This window comes from Pedobacter roseus, from assembly GCF_014395225.1.
GTDB lineage: Bacteria > Bacteroidota > Bacteroidia > Sphingobacteriales > Sphingobacteriaceae > Pedobacter > Pedobacter roseus.
Window position 1 is genome coordinate 3,294,405 of the sequence record NZ_CP060723.1, and the last position, 16,034, is coordinate 3,310,438.

General features: G+C 39.2%; 14 protein-coding genes and 1 other RNA gene. 8 read left to right on the plus strand and 7 right to left on the minus strand.

Features of this window, described 5'->3' with window-relative positions; all coding sequences use genetic code 11:
* Positions 1-18: 18 nt before the first annotated feature.
* Entirely contained in the window at positions 19-1,218 is a 1,200-nt protein-coding gene (locus H9L23_RS13640) for a pyridoxal phosphate-dependent aminotransferase (RefSeq protein ID WP_187590936.1), read from the plus strand.
* 75 nt (positions 1,219-1,293) lie between these two features.
* Here the strand turns inward: H9L23_RS13640 and ssrA are convergent.
* Positions 1,294-1,660, minus strand: a transfer-messenger RNA (tmRNA) gene (ssrA, locus tag H9L23_RS13645).
* Between the two features lie 290 nt (positions 1,661-1,950).
* Between ssrA and H9L23_RS13650 the strand changes: the two genes are divergently transcribed.
* On the plus strand, positions 1,951-2,706 hold the full coding sequence (locus H9L23_RS13650) for a hypothetical protein (protein WP_187590937.1): 756 nt from the start codon (positions 1,951-1,953) through the stop codon (positions 2,704-2,706).
* Positions 2,707-2,813: 107 nt separating this feature from the next.
* Here H9L23_RS13650 and H9L23_RS13655 read toward each other — a convergent pair whose 3' ends face one another.
* Positions 2,814-3,650, minus strand: a complete 837-nt coding sequence (locus tag H9L23_RS13655) for a ThuA domain-containing protein (protein WP_187590938.1) — start codon at positions 3,648-3,650, stop codon at positions 2,814-2,816.
* 148 nt (positions 3,651-3,798) lie between these two features.
* Here H9L23_RS13655 and H9L23_RS13660 point away from each other — a divergent pair, with 148 nt between their 5' ends.
* The 3 genes from H9L23_RS13660 (at position 3,799) to H9L23_RS13670 (ending at position 7,080) form a co-directional block, all read left to right on the plus strand.
* Positions 3,799-4,476, plus strand: coding sequence for a phosphatase PAP2 family protein (locus H9L23_RS13660; RefSeq protein ID WP_187590939.1), 678 nt, complete (start codon positions 3,799-3,801; stop codon positions 4,474-4,476).
* Complete coding sequence (locus H9L23_RS13665) at positions 4,477-6,006, plus strand: ArnT family glycosyltransferase (RefSeq protein ID WP_187590940.1); 1,530 nt, start codon at positions 4,477-4,479, stop codon at positions 6,004-6,006. It begins immediately after the preceding gene.
* Positions 6,007-6,120: 114 nt separating this feature from the next.
* A complete protein-coding gene (locus tag H9L23_RS13670) occupies positions 6,121-7,080 on the plus strand; it encodes an alpha/beta hydrolase (protein ID WP_187590941.1) in 960 nt (319 codons plus the stop codon).
* Between the two features lie 6 nt (positions 7,081-7,086).
* On the opposite strand, the gene H9L23_RS13675 is transcribed toward H9L23_RS13670, so the two are convergent.
* Together H9L23_RS13675 and H9L23_RS13680 are read right to left on the minus strand one after the other, a co-directional pair.
* Positions 7,087-7,284 (minus strand): hypothetical protein, encoded by a 198-nt coding sequence (locus tag H9L23_RS13675; RefSeq protein WP_025142793.1) that lies wholly within the window; start codon positions 7,282-7,284, stop codon positions 7,087-7,089.
* Between the two features lie 545 nt (positions 7,285-7,829).
* On the minus strand, positions 7,830-8,714 hold the full coding sequence (locus tag H9L23_RS13680; RefSeq protein ID WP_187590942.1) for an NAD(P)H-binding protein: 885 nt from the start codon (positions 8,712-8,714) through the stop codon (positions 7,830-7,832).
* A 77-nt stretch (positions 8,715-8,791) separates the two neighbouring features.
* Between H9L23_RS13680 and H9L23_RS13685 the strand changes: the two genes are divergently transcribed.
* A complete protein-coding gene (locus H9L23_RS13685; RefSeq protein WP_187590943.1) occupies positions 8,792-9,151 on the plus strand; it encodes a winged helix-turn-helix transcriptional regulator in 360 nt (119 codons plus the stop codon).
* Between the two features lies 1 nt (position 9,152).
* Here H9L23_RS13685 and H9L23_RS13690 read toward each other — a convergent pair whose 3' ends face one another.
* The gene (locus H9L23_RS13690; RefSeq protein ID WP_187590944.1) at positions 9,153-10,241 is read right to left on the minus strand and encodes a metallophosphoesterase; all 1,089 of its coding nucleotides are present in this window, start codon (positions 10,239-10,241) and stop codon (positions 9,153-9,155) included.
* A gap of 284 nt (positions 10,242-10,525) precedes the next feature.
* Here H9L23_RS13690 and H9L23_RS13695 point away from each other — a divergent pair, with 284 nt between their 5' ends.
* On the plus strand, positions 10,526-11,497 hold the full coding sequence (locus H9L23_RS13695) for a Gfo/Idh/MocA family protein (RefSeq protein ID WP_187590945.1): 972 nt from the start codon (positions 10,526-10,528) through the stop codon (positions 11,495-11,497).
* Between the two features lie 142 nt (positions 11,498-11,639).
* Here H9L23_RS13695 and H9L23_RS13700 read toward each other — a convergent pair whose 3' ends face one another.
* A complete protein-coding gene (locus tag H9L23_RS13700) occupies positions 11,640-12,611 on the minus strand; it encodes a quinone oxidoreductase family protein (RefSeq protein ID WP_187590946.1) in 972 nt (323 codons plus the stop codon).
* Between the two features lie 61 nt (positions 12,612-12,672).
* The gene (locus H9L23_RS13705) at positions 12,673-13,254 is read right to left on the minus strand and encodes a Crp/Fnr family transcriptional regulator (RefSeq protein WP_187590947.1); all 582 of its coding nucleotides are present in this window, start codon (positions 13,252-13,254) and stop codon (positions 12,673-12,675) included.
* A 127-nt stretch (positions 13,255-13,381) separates the two neighbouring features.
* On the opposite strand from H9L23_RS13705, the gene H9L23_RS13710 reads away from it, so the two are divergent.
* Positions 13,382-15,124 carry an ABC transporter ATP-binding protein gene (locus H9L23_RS13710; protein WP_187590948.1) on the plus strand — a complete coding sequence of 581 codons (1,743 nt, stop codon included), beginning with the start codon at positions 13,382-13,384 and terminating at the stop codon, positions 15,122-15,124.
* The last annotated feature ends 910 nt before the right edge of the window (positions 15,125-16,034 follow it).

A 16,034-nucleotide genomic window follows, 5' to 3' on the forward strand; every position in this document is an offset into this window, starting at 1 on the left:
CTTTTTTATTTTTGTACCATGCCAAAAATTTCACAAAAAGGTGTGCAGATGCCTGCATCGCCAATCAGAAAATTAACCCCATTCGCAGATCAAGCTAAAAAAGGTGGTAAAAAAGTGTACCATTTAAATATTGGTCAGCCTGATATAGAAACACCTGAAGGAATGTTGAACGCCATTAAAAACATTGATTTTAATGTTTGGGCCTATACGCCATCAGAAGGAACACTTGCTTATCGTTTAAAACTGACTGAATACTATAATAAACTGGGTTACAACATTACACCAGAAAACATATTGGTAACGGTTGGTGGTTCTGAGGCGATTACCATTGCCATGCAGACCTGTGTGAATGAAGGTGATGAAATCATCATTCCTGAGCCTTTTTATGCAAATTACAATGGCTTTGCCTGTATGAGCAACGTGGTGGTAAAACCGATCCTTTCTTATATCGAAAATGGTTTTGCACTGCCTCCGATTGCAGAATTTGAAAAACTGATTACCGAAAAAACCAAGGCAATTATCATCTGCAACCCGAACAATCCTACCGGTTATTTATATTCGAGAGAAGAATTAGAAGCCTTAAAAACCCTATGTGTAAAATACGACCTGTTTTTATTCTCAGATGAAGCTTACCGCGAATTCTGCTATGATGGCAGGGAATTTATTTCGCCGATGCACTTAGATGGCCTTGATGAAAATGTGGTAATTATGGACACGGTTTCTAAACGTTATAGCGCCTGTGGTGCCCGTTTAGGCTGTTTAATCACCAAAAACAAGGAAGTTATTGCTTCGGGATTAAAATTTGCACAGGCGAGGTTAAGTCCGGGTATGGTAGAACAGATTGCCGGTGCTGCTGCTGTAGATACGCCAGATAGTTATTTTGAAAAGGTAAATACGGAATATACTTTACGCCGTGATACTTTGGTTGGAAGATTGAACAAGATTGATGGTGTTTTCTGCCCGAACCCGGGTGGTGCATTTTATGTAGTTGCAAAATTCCCGATTGATGATGCTGATAAATTCTGTCAGTGGATTTTAGAAGAATTTAGCCACGATAACCAAACAGTGATGATGGCGCCTGCAACAGGCTTCTACTCTACTGCCGGTTCGGGCAAAAATGAAGTTCGTATGGCTTACGTTTTAAATACCGCCGATTTGAATGCAGCGATGGATTGTTTGGAAGTGGCCTTACAGCAATACCCTGGAAGAACGGAATAAATGATGGAAGATGTGAGAGGGATGATCTGACTTATAAATAAAAAAACCTGCAAATGAATAATTTGCAGGTTTTTTTTGTGGAGCCGAAGGGAGTCGAACCCTTGTCCAGTTGTGAGATAAATTATACCTTCTACATGCTTATTTTTCAATTGATTTTCGGGAAATAAACCGGCTGAAAACCGACCTTATTTAGATCCTTAGATGCTTTATCTCACTTTAAGTCACATCTCCTTAAAGCCAGCTTTGTTGTTTCGATGCCCCGGATTCTAACCCAACAATGCAGCAGTTAGAGGGACAAAAGCTAAGCTAGTTCTAAACTAGGCAGCTAAGGCGTAAGTATTTTCGCCAACTAAAATGTGATCGTTCACTTTAAGTGCTCTCCGAACAACGCACTGCATGCTAACATAACCTTCGCCACCCCGTCAAATCCAAGAACGGCCCCAGTATTAGTTTCAGTCTACAATAATCAATTGCAAAACCGGACTGCAAATATACAAAATTAGTTTTAAAATGGCGGGGAAAATATAAATGACCAATCATCAATTTTCAATGACCAATAAAATAATGACCAATCATCAATGAACCAATTACCAATCATAAATAAACTAATGACCAATGAACTAATGACTAATGAACCACTGAACAAATGACTATTGAACCAATAAAGCAACAATTTGATTTTCTCCGTTTCATTGTATAAATTGAACCGGAATATAATCCTCCATCAACATTATGAAAAGATATCTTGTTATCATTCTTTTGACCCTCTCTTTTACTGCACAGGCACAACCTAACCTTAATCATTACAAGTACATTATTGTGCCCGAGAAATTTGCTTTTCTAAAACAGCCAAATCAATACAACTTAAACGGGATTACGAAGGCCTTATTTGAGGATATGGGTTTTACTGTTTATTTTGATGATGCAAGCCTGCCAACAGAAATTGCCAGCGACAGATGCAAGGCATTAACCGCAGATATAGATGAGAAAAACAGCATGTTTGTGACCAACCTTACTGTTTTGCTTAAAGATTGTAAAGGCACCGTGGTTTTAAAAAGCAAGGAAGGCAAAAGCAGGGAGAAGGAATATAAAACCTCCTACAATTTGGCCTTAAGGGATGCTTTTAGTTCATTATCGGATTTTCGCTATACTGCGGGCAGCACTCCGGAAGCCTCTGTACCAACGCCTACTGCACCGATAAAAGAAGTTAAAACTGAATCAACGCCTAGCCCTGCTACTCAGCCAATAACTACAGAAACAAAACCATTAGAAGCGGTATTATATGCACAAGCTACTGCAAATGGTTATCAGCTGGTTGATGCAACACCTAAAATTGTGATGACTTTGTTTAAAACTTCTGTGGAAGATTGTTTTATTGCCAGCAATGGAAATGCGAATGGCGTGGTTTTAAAAAAGAACGGCAATTGGTTTTTTGAATATTATAAAAACAATGTGATGGTTTCGGAAAAATTATCAGTTAAATTTTAAGAGATAAGGGGTTAACTGTTTGAATTGGTTAACTGGTTAATTGAAGCAACATGCCGAAACGCAGATCTACAAAAATTTATTTTCATGCTGTAGATTTACTATGCAGTTTAACGTTTTTTACCTGTTCCCAACCATAAAAGTGCATTAATTAATAATTTATCCTGATTGGGATTGCCAAATGAAGAAGAAAGTGATTTATTGGTATTATCGTAACGATGTTCATAATCCATATCATTATGCCCCATGTTTACATAAACCATTTTAAACTTTTTGTTGCTCCATACCACAGGATAAAAACCATTGTGCCAGATTTCACTTTGTTTTGGACCTGTACCGAGCGGAAAACTGGTGGAATCGATTGATAAGAGGATGTCGATATCTGGATTATTACGCAGGTCGTTTTTCCATCGGTACCATTCATTAGGCTGTGCCTTAAAAGTTTCAGGCAGTGTTGCAGTAACCGAATTTTTGACTTCAACTTTCAAAATAGCACTGGTAGGCCTCCAGGTATTGCTTCCATATTCTCCGGAGCCCAAAAATGTATTGTGATACCAATCCCAGTTTTGAGGAATAGCAGAATTGTTCAGGCTAAATGCTGCAAAGTGGAAGCCCATCCATCCTCCCCCTTTTTCCATGTATTTTTGGAAGGCCAGGCGTTGCTCCGGCTTTTCGGGACGGGTATCTAAAAAAAGTACAACCTGATAATTAGCCAGGAATTTTTCGTTCAGGTTATTCCAGTTCGCAGTAGAATCGTACTCAAAATTGTATTCTTTGGCCATTTTGGGCAACCAAACATTGGCTTCATGTACAAAACTGATGTGCGCAAGATCGCTATTGGCCGTATAAAAGGCAATTACTTTAAATTTCTTCTTTTGCTGAGCCATAAGGCTATTGGTAACAAAAAGGCCAATAAACAGGAAGCAAAGAAGGAATGTTTTTTTCATGAGGAATATTTAACTAAAAATAGGGAAAAGCGCTCAGGTTTAGCAATTTTTCAGGATGTTTTGATAAGATTCACGGGTGACAAAAACATGACAAATCCTTAACCTTGAGGTGATGTTCAGGCTGTAGTTTTAGGTTTTAATATGAAATATGTTAAAGCGCCTGAGAAAACTCCGCTGCTATTTTTTAACCCTATCATCAGTTATTTTAGCTGCCCTGATTTTTAATTTTTGTTTTTCTAAAACAGAGGGGTTTCTTCTTTTTAACCAATTTCATCCGAATTGGCTGGATGTTTTCTTTAAATATGTCACAAATCTTGGAGATGGTTTAGTAAGTATTGTTGCTGCTGTGATTTTATTGCTACTGCGTAAAAAGAAAAAAGCAATGACCTTAACCCTTGCCTATATTTATTCGGGACTGCTGATTCAAATTGCAAAAAGAATATTCCATGCGCCCCGCCCAAAATACTATTTTGAACAGATGATGTTCCAATATGGTCATTTTGTTGACGGCGTAAGGATGCATGATCAGAATTCATTCCCCTCGGGACATACGGCTTCGGCCTTTGCGATGGCCACAGTTTTGGTATTGGTTTTTAAGAAAAAGAATATCTCGCTTTTCTGTCTCTTCATGGCCATTTTAATTGGCTATTCACGCATATATCTGGCCCAACATTTCCTGATCGATGTAATTTTTGGAGCCATTGCAGGGATTTGCTGCGCACTCATTAGTTATCACCAGGTGTACGACCTCAAACTTTTCAGATCAGCCAAAGTAAACAAACGATACAAGAAGCTTAAACTCGCCGCTCGGGTCAATTCTATTTAAGTGAAAACTATTCCAACTAAACTCTGGCTTTTTATCATAGCAGTTAGCTTATTGAAGGTTATTATTGCCTCCTCTATAGCTTTGGGTAATGATGAAGTGTACTATTGGACCTACGCGCTAAATTTGGAATGGAACTATTTCGATCATCCTCCTTTTGTTGGCTGGCTTATTAGAATAACCACTGTCAATCTGCAAATTCATCACCAATTAGCAGTCCGGTTTGGAGCAATTGCTTCATCGGCAATAGGTACGTTAATTGTTTTTAAAACAGGAAAATTATTGCTCAATAACCGCGTCGGCTGGTATGCGGTGCTATTGTATACCTCATCGTTTTATTGCTGCATTATTGCCGGTACTTTTATTTTACCCGATAGTCCGCAAATGGTTTTCTGGCTTTGGAGTATCTATTTGCTGATTAAAATTACCAGATCGATTAATAAGAGCCTTCCTACCTTAAACCTTTGGTGCTGGTTCGGCTTTGCAACTGGATTATGCATCATGTGCAAGGTACATGGTCTTTTTATTTGGTTTGCGGTGCTGTTGTTGGCGTTATTGACCAACAGAAACTTCTTTTTGCAAAAGGGCCTATACATTGCCATGTTCATCAGTTTGATTATGGTCTCTCCGGTCATCATCTGGAATTTACAACATCATTTTATTACCTATACCTATCATAGCGACCGGGTGAACTTTTTTCATTCCGGCATAAATCTTTTGGCCTTTGCGAGGGAAATTGCTGGTGAGATTTTTTACAATAATCCTGTTGTATTTTTTATGGCCTGGGCGGGATTATTTGGGCTATTCAGGCAAAAAAACCAGAGAATTAAAAGTGAAATAAATGTATTATTATTTTGTGCATTGCCCCTTATTGGCACCTTGATTTTCCTCTCTGTTTTTAGGGATACCTTGCCGCATTGGTCTGGTCCGGCTTATACCTGCTTAATATTTCTATCCGCAGTTAAGCTCGAATCTTTTCCCGCACCTAAAGCAAAATTTATCATAATCGCTTCGCTTGGGTTTTTCCTGATCGTGATAGCAACAGCTTTGCCTTTGATCAATTTTTATAAAGGCACTTTCTCGCCAAATAAGGATACCATGCATTTTGGCAAAGGCGATCCTACACTGGATTTATATGGCTGGAAAGAAACCGGCAAAATAGTCGACTCGGTTTACAGAAGTGAACAATTGTCAGGAAACACAGGCCACACGATGATCATTACAAAGTGGTTTCCGGCTGCGCATTTAGATTTTTATGTGGGTACTCAAACAGGACTAAATACCTACGGAATTGGAGAAATATATGATCTCCACCAATATTACTGGTCGAACCGGTTTAAGCAAAAATTAGCTACCGGAGAAAATGCCTATTACATTGTCCCATCCAATCTTTATGACGAAAAGGATCTTGATTTTGCTAAAAAGCATTTTAAAAATTGCAGTGCTCCACTTATCCTACCCATTTTAAGAAATGGATCGCTGTGTAAAAACATCCTGATTTTTAAGCTGAAAGGCTATAAAAAACAATATTAAAATCATTTTTGCCTGATAAAAGCAATCTTTTAACTAAAAATTGCGGTTAAAATGAAAATGCAATAAATTAGCTAAAATCTAAAACGTTTTGATATTGAAACTCTTAAAAAATAGATGATGCCCAATAATAAAGTATATCTGCCAAGCATTTTTTCCTTTGTTTTTTTATTCTGCTCCCTGTCTTCTTTCGGGCAAATTTTATTAAAGGATAAAAAATCCCATGTAGACACTAAAATATTTTCACAAACCGATTCTGCACTGCTGAAACTTGATATTTATTATCAGGGACAAATCACGGAGAAAAAGCCAACCCTTTTGTTTGTTTTTGGCGGTGGTTTTGTATTGGGGCGCAGAGACAGCAAACTTTATGAACCTTACTTTAACACCTTAATTGAACATGGTTTTAAGGTGGTTTCGGTTGATTACCGATTGGGACTTAAAGGCAAGAAATTCCCCACTCCTTTTAATACATCCAATTTAAGATCAGCAATTGATACTGCTACTGCAGATGTTTACAAGGCAACAGATTACCTGCTCAAAAATGCAAAAACGTTAGGGATTGATACAGGTATGATCATCATTTCGGGATCGAGTGCAGGCGCTATTACCGCGCTCCATGCCGATTATAATAAACGGAACGCGACGCCACTTTCAGCTAAACTTCCGGCCAATTTCCAATATAAAGGGGTAATTTCTTTCGCGGGGGCAATTTTAAGTTATCAAGGTGCGCCAAAATATACTATCGCACCTGCGCCAACCATGTTTTTCCATGGAACGGCAGATAAACTGGTGCCTTACAACAAAGTAAGATTATTTAACCGCGGCTTTTTTGGATCGAAATACCTGGCGCACCGGTTTAGAAAGAACAACTATCCTTATTACTTTCAATATGTGCAGGATATGGGCCATGAGATTGCAGGATCGCCTATGGCAGAAAACCTCCCGGATATATTATGGTTTATTGAAAACTATATTGTTAAACACAAACGTTATTTTATGGAGGTAGACTTTAAAGATGCCGATAAGAAACGTACTTTTAATATATCTGCTGCAAAGAAGATTGCTGGAAATTAGGTATTCCTAGTTTTCCTGTCCCCCACTCTGTTCGCTCAGTATACGTTCGATTTCCAGCATCATCTGCTCGGCCAATCTTTGCTTGGCCATTGATTTGGACAGGTAAGCTTCTGCAAAAGTAGCATCGAGTTCGTCCATAATAAAGGCGTATTTGGCCTTAAGTTCTATGAGATCGATTTGAAGCTTCTTCGGAAGGTTTTGCATGTTGCAAAGCTAAAAAAAGCAACACGTAATTTCTGATATGCTTCGTCATTTTTCGCTTTTTTAAAAAAATATTGCAGAATTGGTAAATCGTTAAAACAATCTCCCCGTCGCTTCGTTTATATGATAATTCCGGCGTGGTTTCCGGAATTCATTTGTTTGGTTAGTTGATTAGGGATCAATCTCAAATTGAATCCCTTTTCTTTTTTACATGAAGATAACGCTAAGCCTTTTTGACCACGGAAAATTCAGATTAACACAGCAAAGAGTATTAATACGGACATATAATAGACACGTCATCTCGACCATAGCGGAGAGATCTACCTCGAAAGATCTTCCAAAACGACCTAACATCTGTTAAATTTCATAGGAGCTTATATGCTCTTAAATATCTTATATGGTCAAAAAAACAATTACTAAAATCCTCATCAATGTAATTATAAGCAGAATGGAGAAATATTCAAACATAACTTGTTCAAAGATTTCTCCACTCCGCTGCGCTTCATCCGATAGCTATCGGATCGAAATGACGACTTTAGTTATTAATCTTAGCCATTATAAACAGTAGCAAACTGCATTGCGAAATCTTCCAGTTTAATTTTACCAATGGGTGTTACTTTTTTCGCTTCGTAATCTTCCCATAAAACTTCAGTTCTAATTGCAGTGCCCATCTCGACATAATTTCTGGCCATTTCTGGTGATAAACCTGCACCAACCATTCCTTCGTAAGCCTGGGTATCTTCGAATTCAATCCAAGGTAAGTCTGCTTTACCAATTGCGGTACCCAAAGCCAGTGCTACTTCACTCAGTTTGCGTTTATCACTGGCGATGTATAAAATGCTTCTTCCTGTAAAACCTTCCTGTATTTTCTCTGCAGCAACAGCAGCAATATCTTTCGGGTCAACTAAAACGATCGATTGATCAGCACCATAGTTTGATCCGATAATGCCTGCATGTTTAATCAAATCGATGTTTGCATAAAAGTTGATGTAGAAAAATGCAGGACGAAGAATAAGCAGATCCAGGTCTTTCAATTGGTCGAACTGTTGCTCTACATCATGCAAACCGGCAATTGGTCCGGTACCCTTATCTAAATGTGCACCAATGCTGCTCAATAAAACCACCTTTTTTACACCGGCAGCTTTTATTGCATTTGCATAATGCCCGCCAATACTTTTAATGTAGCCACGAAGATCTGTTGCACCAAAATCGGTTGGCACCATCAGGTAAACTAAATCCGCACCTGTAAAAGTATTTACCAAAAAATTTTCGTCAGATACTGAACCAATTGCCGCCTGTGCACCAATTTGCGTGATTTCTGCTGCTTTATCGCTATTACTACTTAATACGGTTACTTCTTGTCCTTGTGCAATTAATGTTGTTGCTAATGGTCTGCTAATGTTCCCTAAAGAACCTGTTATTATTATTTTCATGATTGTTGTGTTTTTATTTAAGACAAAGGTATATTTGCACTTACTTTTATACAAGTACTTACCCCAAAGTATGTATCATGACAGCCATTAAAGAAAATTCGACTTTAAACGCAAACAGGAAAAATAATCGGGCCAGTTGCCCCGTGAGTTTTGTGATGAGCAAAATTGGCGGCCATTGGAAACCAATTATACTCTACCACCTGCTAAGTGGAACGAAAAGGTATAATGAATTGAAAAAACTTATTCCAGCCATTACGGAAAAGATGCTGATACAGCATTTAAAGCAGATGCAGCAAGATAACCTGGTGATCCGCGAAGCACAAAACGTAGTGCCGCCTTTTGTAACTTACCGTTTGAGTAATGAAGGCGAGCAATTAAGAACCGTACTTGATGCCATGGTAGACTGGGCTTTTGCACAGGACTTTAAAATAGATTAAACTATTCAATAGCTGCCGGAGCGTCCTTGATTTCAAGTAGCTGTTGTTTGCCTTTGTCATCAACCACGAATGTTTTATTATTTATAAATAGAACTGCTTTTCGATCACCGCTGTGTTCGTTCACATCAACCCCGATTACCTTTCCATTGTAATATCCTGCAATATTTTCTTTAGTAATGGTATGGCCAACCACAATCTGTTTACAGGCAAACTTCGCCAATGTAGAATCGACAGTAGCAGGACTGGTGCGGTCTTTTCCGAAGTAGCCTCTGTACCAAAACGGACCCGAAGTGCCCATTAATAATCGTCCTTCTTCTGGTAATTTTTTAGTGGCTATGCCATAGTAACTTCTACATTTATCATTAATGGCCTGTAAAGAAAAATCTGAAGCATTAATTTTAGGCGAAATACCGGCATGCATAAAAATCCTGTCACCTATTTTTTCAATCGCATTTTTACTTCTCAACCATTTTCCAATTTCGGTATCAGCGTCTATCAGTTTTCCATATTCAAGGTTCATGAGCTTAGCCGAAGCAGCGTATTTTGGCGAATGATAGCGTAAATCGCCAGCCATGTTCATGATATCATGATTACCAAGAACTACGTGCACAAAACCACCTTTTTTAGCGGCATCTTCTTCCAGCTTATACAGAAGCCATAAGTAGGGCATCACTTCTTTTCCGCGGTCGAAAAGATCGCCACAAATTACAAGTTGCCCTTTGCCAAATGTCCAGTTATATTTTTCATCCATCACCCCGTTACCGATCATTAAAGCCCGGAAAGCTTCAAATTCACCCTCAATATCAGAAAGAACGAACATTTTATTTACACCTGAGTAGCTAGCGGGTGGCACAACAATCTTTTTATGAAGTTTAAAGCTAAAATTCCAATCAACATTTTTAGCAAAACGTACGGCTATCAGCGCATCTTCTTTTAAAGAATCTACATGTAGCACGTTATCTAAAATATACCGGTTAATAATCTGATTACCAGATCGCCAGATGTAAGGCCCATCTTGCTCCACCTGTGCAAAAGTGCGCATAGAAATCATCAGGAATAGGGCAAAAATGACCTTTTTATATATTTTCATCTTTTGGTTAGTTTATTTTAAGAATTTGAGGTCGACAAATCTAAAAAAAGCCTGTTGTAATTTCTAACCACATTTTAACATGCTCCATAAAATAATTGATATAATTTAACTCCTTCAAAACAATGTAGCTGTACTTGCGTTTATATCCTAATTCCGGCGTGGTTTCCGGAATTCATTTGTTTGGTTAGTTGATAAGGGATCAATCTCAATTGAGTCCCTTTTCTTTTTTATAAGGGCTTTCCGTCAATATTTTCTAAATTCAGGCATTTAAATTCAATAGTATAATGGAAGAAATCAGATGGGGTATTATCGGCTGTGGCGATGTTACGGAGGTAAAAAGCGGACCAGCGTTTAATAAAGTAGCCGGCTCTAAACTCGTTGCTGTAATGCGCCGTGATGCTGCTAAGGCAGCAGATTATGCAAAAAGGCATGGGGTAGCAAAATGGTTTGATGATGCTTCGCAACTGATTAACGATCCGGAAGTGAACGCCATTTATATCGCTACACCTCCCCTACAACATGAAGCTTATACCATTGAAGCTTTAAAAGCTGGTAAACCGGTGTATGTAGAAAAACCGATGACTTTGGATGCCGCTTCAGCAGAGCGTATGACCGAAGCCGCGAACCAGCTCAATGTAAAACTTTGCGTGGCCCATTACCGCCGTGCCCAGCCCATGTTCTTAAAAATTAAGGAATTGCTGGCTAAAAATACGATCGGCGATATCCGTTTGGTAAGGTTAAAAATGCTCCAGCCACCAAACCCGGTATTGATTGCAAAAACGGATGATAACTGGCGCATTAACCCTGCCATTTCTGGTGGTGGTTTATTCCATGATCTGGCACCACATCAATTAGATCTGATGACCTACTATTTTGGCCCGGTTAAAAATGCTTCGGGCATTGCCACCAAACAACAGGAAAATACCGAAATTGACGACCTCGTTGCGGGCAATATTCTTTTTGAAAATGGCGTTGTATTTAGCGGCACCTGGTGTTTCTCGGTTGCTCCGGGAGATCAGGCAGATAGCTGTATAATTTATGGTTCAAAAGGCAGCATCACTTTCCCGATGTTTGGCAATAAAATTAAGGTTACCACTGATGAAACGAAAGAATTTGTATTCGAACCTTTACAACATGTACAACAACCAATGATTGAAAAAGTAGTTGATTACTTTTTGGACAAAGGACCAAATCCGTGTAGTGGTGAGGATGCGTTGATTACGATGAAATTAATGGATGATTTTACGGAAAAATAAGCTAAAAAGGAAGCAATCTTTAATCCTTGAGCGCCTTGATATAAAGATTGCTTCATCCAATAAAAAATTGGCTTCGCAATGACGACCCTGCTAGGCTTATTACATTCTTAAAAATCCATGGTCATTGTATATCACTTTGCCTCTAAATGGTTACCACTAACCGTTTGCCATCAGCAACTTCAAGATTCCAAAGACTGGCAATATCTACAAGTTTTACGGCTATGGTTTCTACTTTCAGTTTATCATCTGCTGCGAGCTGAAACATTTCTGGTAATATCTCAGAGAATAGCAGCCCCACCTGTTGTTTGCTCCAACTGCCCAACCCTGAACCGGTAAGCTGAAGATCTACACTCCTCAAATTAGCGGCCGATAACTGGATCAGATCACCAGCCATGCTTCCTACAGAAACGAACCTGACTTTATTGGTAAACGAGCCCTGTCCCATTAAACTGGACAACAACAACTCGGCTGTAGGTCCCCAGAGGTAATCGATCATCACATCTGTTGGCTTTTCCTGTTGGCTTTGTTTCACACTGTCTAAAAATTGCATATCATCTCCGGTAATCGGAATAACCTCGTCTGCACCAAGTATTAACAAATTTTGGAGCGATTGTACATTTCTACCAGTTGCAATTACCCTTGAGGCACCATAATGTTTCGCAATTTGCACCGCTACAATTCCGGTAAAGCCAGTTGCACCATTAATCAACACCACATCTCCAGGCTGGATAGCCGCTTTAAATTTCAATGCCATGGCCGAACCGATTACCGCATTGGCCAATGCCGCTGCTGTTGCATCACTTAATCCTTCTGGCAATTTTACTATTCTGCGCTTATCGATGGTTGCTTTTTCGGCAAGCATTCCACTTACTCCCATACCGTAAACCCTCGTTCCATCTTCGAGTAAACACACGCCATCACCGCCAATTACCCGGCCTGTTGCTTTTGGTGCATGGCTTGAATAATGCGTACCTGCAGCCCTTCCTTTATCGAAATGTTTTATCGCGACGGCTTTTACACTCACCAGCACTTCCTGATCGTTTTGTGCTCTTGGTTCTTCAAAATCTACATATTGGGGCAATTCCCCTTTTTGATACATTACTGCTGCTTTCATCTTTTTTGTATTTTGTTGATACAAAGTTAGATTTGGCTGTAATGCGGAGCGATAACATTTGTTACCGATTACTTTTTTTGAGCAGGGTACTTTTTATTCGACTGAGGTGTACCCGGGTTACGCCCAAATAAGAAGCAATATAATGTTGTGGAACGCGCTGAACAATGTGTGGCCTTTCTGCCAAAAGTTTTTGATAACGCTCTTCGGGTGTATCTCTGATAAAGGAAACAAACTCATTCATATAATGCATTTGCCTTTCGGCCAGGATATTCAAAATCACATCCGAAAATCCGGGCACCTCACGCAGCTCATCCATTAAGGCATTTACTTTGGTTTTATGTAAGAGATAGATAACAGAAGGCTCTATGGTTTCGATTTTAAAAAGACTTGGAGTATTCTTTAAAAAACTTTCGAGGGAGGTAAGCCCTTCCTTTTCGAAGAAAAACTGTACAGTTTTATCATCGCCCTGTTTATTCAGTGAAGCGCGGACACATCCTTTTTCAACAAAATAATAATGCCGGGATATTTTACCCTCTTCCAGTAAAATGGTTTTCGCAGGAACTTCAATCCGCTCCTGAAATTCAAGATACTTATCCCAATAAGGATTTAACTGTGGAAATTTATCTTTAAAATGGAAAAGCATCTGTTCGGGTATTCTTACAAACTTAATTTATTATCAACAGAAAAGGTAACACAAAGCAATCTTATCGAAACTATTATTGGAAGTTCACGTTTAATAATAGCCAAACCTTATCCGTGATACTGCTGAAATGAAAATATTGTTAAAATACCTCAAACCACATCAAAAACTCATCATCTTATCGCTCCTGCTGGCAGCATCAGCACAACTTTTAAGTCTGCTTGATCCGATCATTTTTGGAAAGATTATCGATAATTATTCCACCAATAAACATCACTTAAGCGAAAAACAACTGATTAGCGAAGTTTTATATTGGTTGCTTATTGCACTTGCCATTGCACTGGTAGCAAGGCTTTGCCGTTCGGTACAGGAATTTACCACGCGTAAAGCTGTAGCCCGTTTTGGCATGAACATTTTTAACGACGGACTAAAACAAACGCTTCGCCTCTCCTTCCAGGAGTTTGAAGAAAGCCGCAGCGGAACAACTTTATCGGTGCTTCAAAAAGTAAAAACGGATGCCGAACGTTTTATCAATGCCTTTATCAATATCCTTTTTTCATCGCTTGTGGGTATAGGTTTTTTATTGTGGTACAGTTTGAACAAAAACTGGCTCTTGGTACCCGTATTTTTTATTGGTGTATTAGTCCTGGGCTCATTAACAGGCTTACTTTCCAAAAAAATTAAGGCCATTCAGCGGTCTATCAACCGGCAGGCCGATAAACAGGCGGGCGTAATTACCGAAAGCCTGCGCAACATTGAACTGGTAAAAAGTTTGGGTTTAACTTTCGCCGAAATCAGAAGGTTAAATGTGCAGACGTTGAAAATTTTCGATCTCGAAATGTTAAAGGCAAGAAAAGTAAGTATGTTATCTTTTCTGCAGGGTAATTTGCTCAACCTGTTGAAACAATCGGTATTGTTTATCCTGCTCTGGTTAATTTTTAGAAAAATATTAAGCACGGGAGAGCTGATTGCTATGCAGTTTATTTCAACTGCCATTTTTACGCCTTTGCAAGATCTGGGCAACATGATTATTTTATATCGGGAGGCAGATGCATCACTTAAAACTTTCGATAATCTGATGCAAAAACCTATAGAAACCCGGCCGGAAAACGCGGTAGAACTGGATGCACTAAGCCGATTGGAATTTAAAAATGTAATTTTCAGACATAAAACAGCCGGTTATAATGCCATTGATGATATTTCTTTTGAAATACAAAATGGAGAAACGGTAGCATTTGTTGGTCCCTCGGGTTCAGGTAAATCTACTTTAGTGAAACTTTTAGTGGGCCTTTACCTTCCTGTTGATGGCGAAATTTTGTTCAATGAAACCAGTTCTAAACGAATCAGGTATAATCCTTTACGCCGACAAATTGGTTTTGTTACGCAGGATACTCAACTTTATGCAGGATCGATCAGGGAAAACATGCGTTTTGTAAACCCTACCGCAAGTGAAGCGGATATTGTGGAAGCACTGCGCAAAGCATCAGCCACAGCACTTATTCCCAAAGCTGCTCAGGGAATAGATACCGTATTGGGAGAAAATGGCATGAAACTATCAGGTGGTGAAAAACAACGGATCTCGATTGCCAGGGCATTGTTGAGAAAACCAAGGTTACTGATCTTTGATGAAGCCACTTCCGCGCTCGATTCACTTACTGAAGAAGAAATATCCGCAACGATAAGAGAAATTTCTGACAGAAGGGAACAGATGACCATCCTCATTGCTCACAGGTTATCAACCATTATGCACGCCGATAAAATTTACGTGCTCGAAAAAGGAAAGGTATCCGAAACAGGGAGCCATAACGAGCTGCTCGAAAAAAAGGGACTTTATTACTCAATGTGGCGGCAGCAAATTGGGGAACGCAGGTAAAATCATACAATTTATTTAACGATACGTAGTTTATTATCAGTAAGGTTGGCGGGCCATCAAGCCTGGGGTCCTAATTGTAAAAAACCAGTTAGCAAGAAATTTTATTTTTTTGGAGCGCAATAATCTGCAGGTAAATAAATTGGTTCCCGTGTTACGCTTTTACGCTTTCCCGAAAGTTCGGGATGCCTCGTTGCTGTCCCGAAACTTCGGGATAACGCTTCACCCGGGGCTAAATGGCTAAACCAGCATTTCATTTTGCGGTTTGCAAGGTGCACAAACCCTTATTCATAAACCTGATTGTCGGGGAAAGTTTTCGATCATTCATCGAAACTTGTACCAAAAGCAGGGCCACAAACCGCCAAGAACAACTGCCCTTTCATTTCCAAATCTTAAAACAGATGCGATAGAATAATTATATAAATTCTTTCCCCTAACAGATGGCCCACCAACTGGAAAAACAAAGCAATAGATTTTTTTTGGAGCGCAATAATCTGCAGGTAAATAAATTGGTTCCCGTGTTACGCTTTTACGCTTTCCCGAAAGTTCGGGATGCCTCGTTGCTGTCCCGAAACTTCGGGGTAACGCTTCACCCGGGGCTAAATGGCTAAACCAGCATTTCATTTTGCGGTTTGCAAGGTGCCAAACGCAGTTCATAAACCTGATTGTAGCGAACATCCCGATTTTTTCTATCGGGATAAAGCGTAAAGCGGGACTTAAGCTGCCAAGAACCACAAGCCATCCATTTCCAAATCATAAAAAAGATACAGTAGCGTTCAAAACTTTATTTGGCAAGAATTGCGTTTAAGATTTATATAAATTCCCGCTCTTAAACGGAAATGTAAATACCGAAAAATATTCCAACAAAAAACACCCTGCTACATTAAAATAACCGGGTGTTTTTAAACTAATC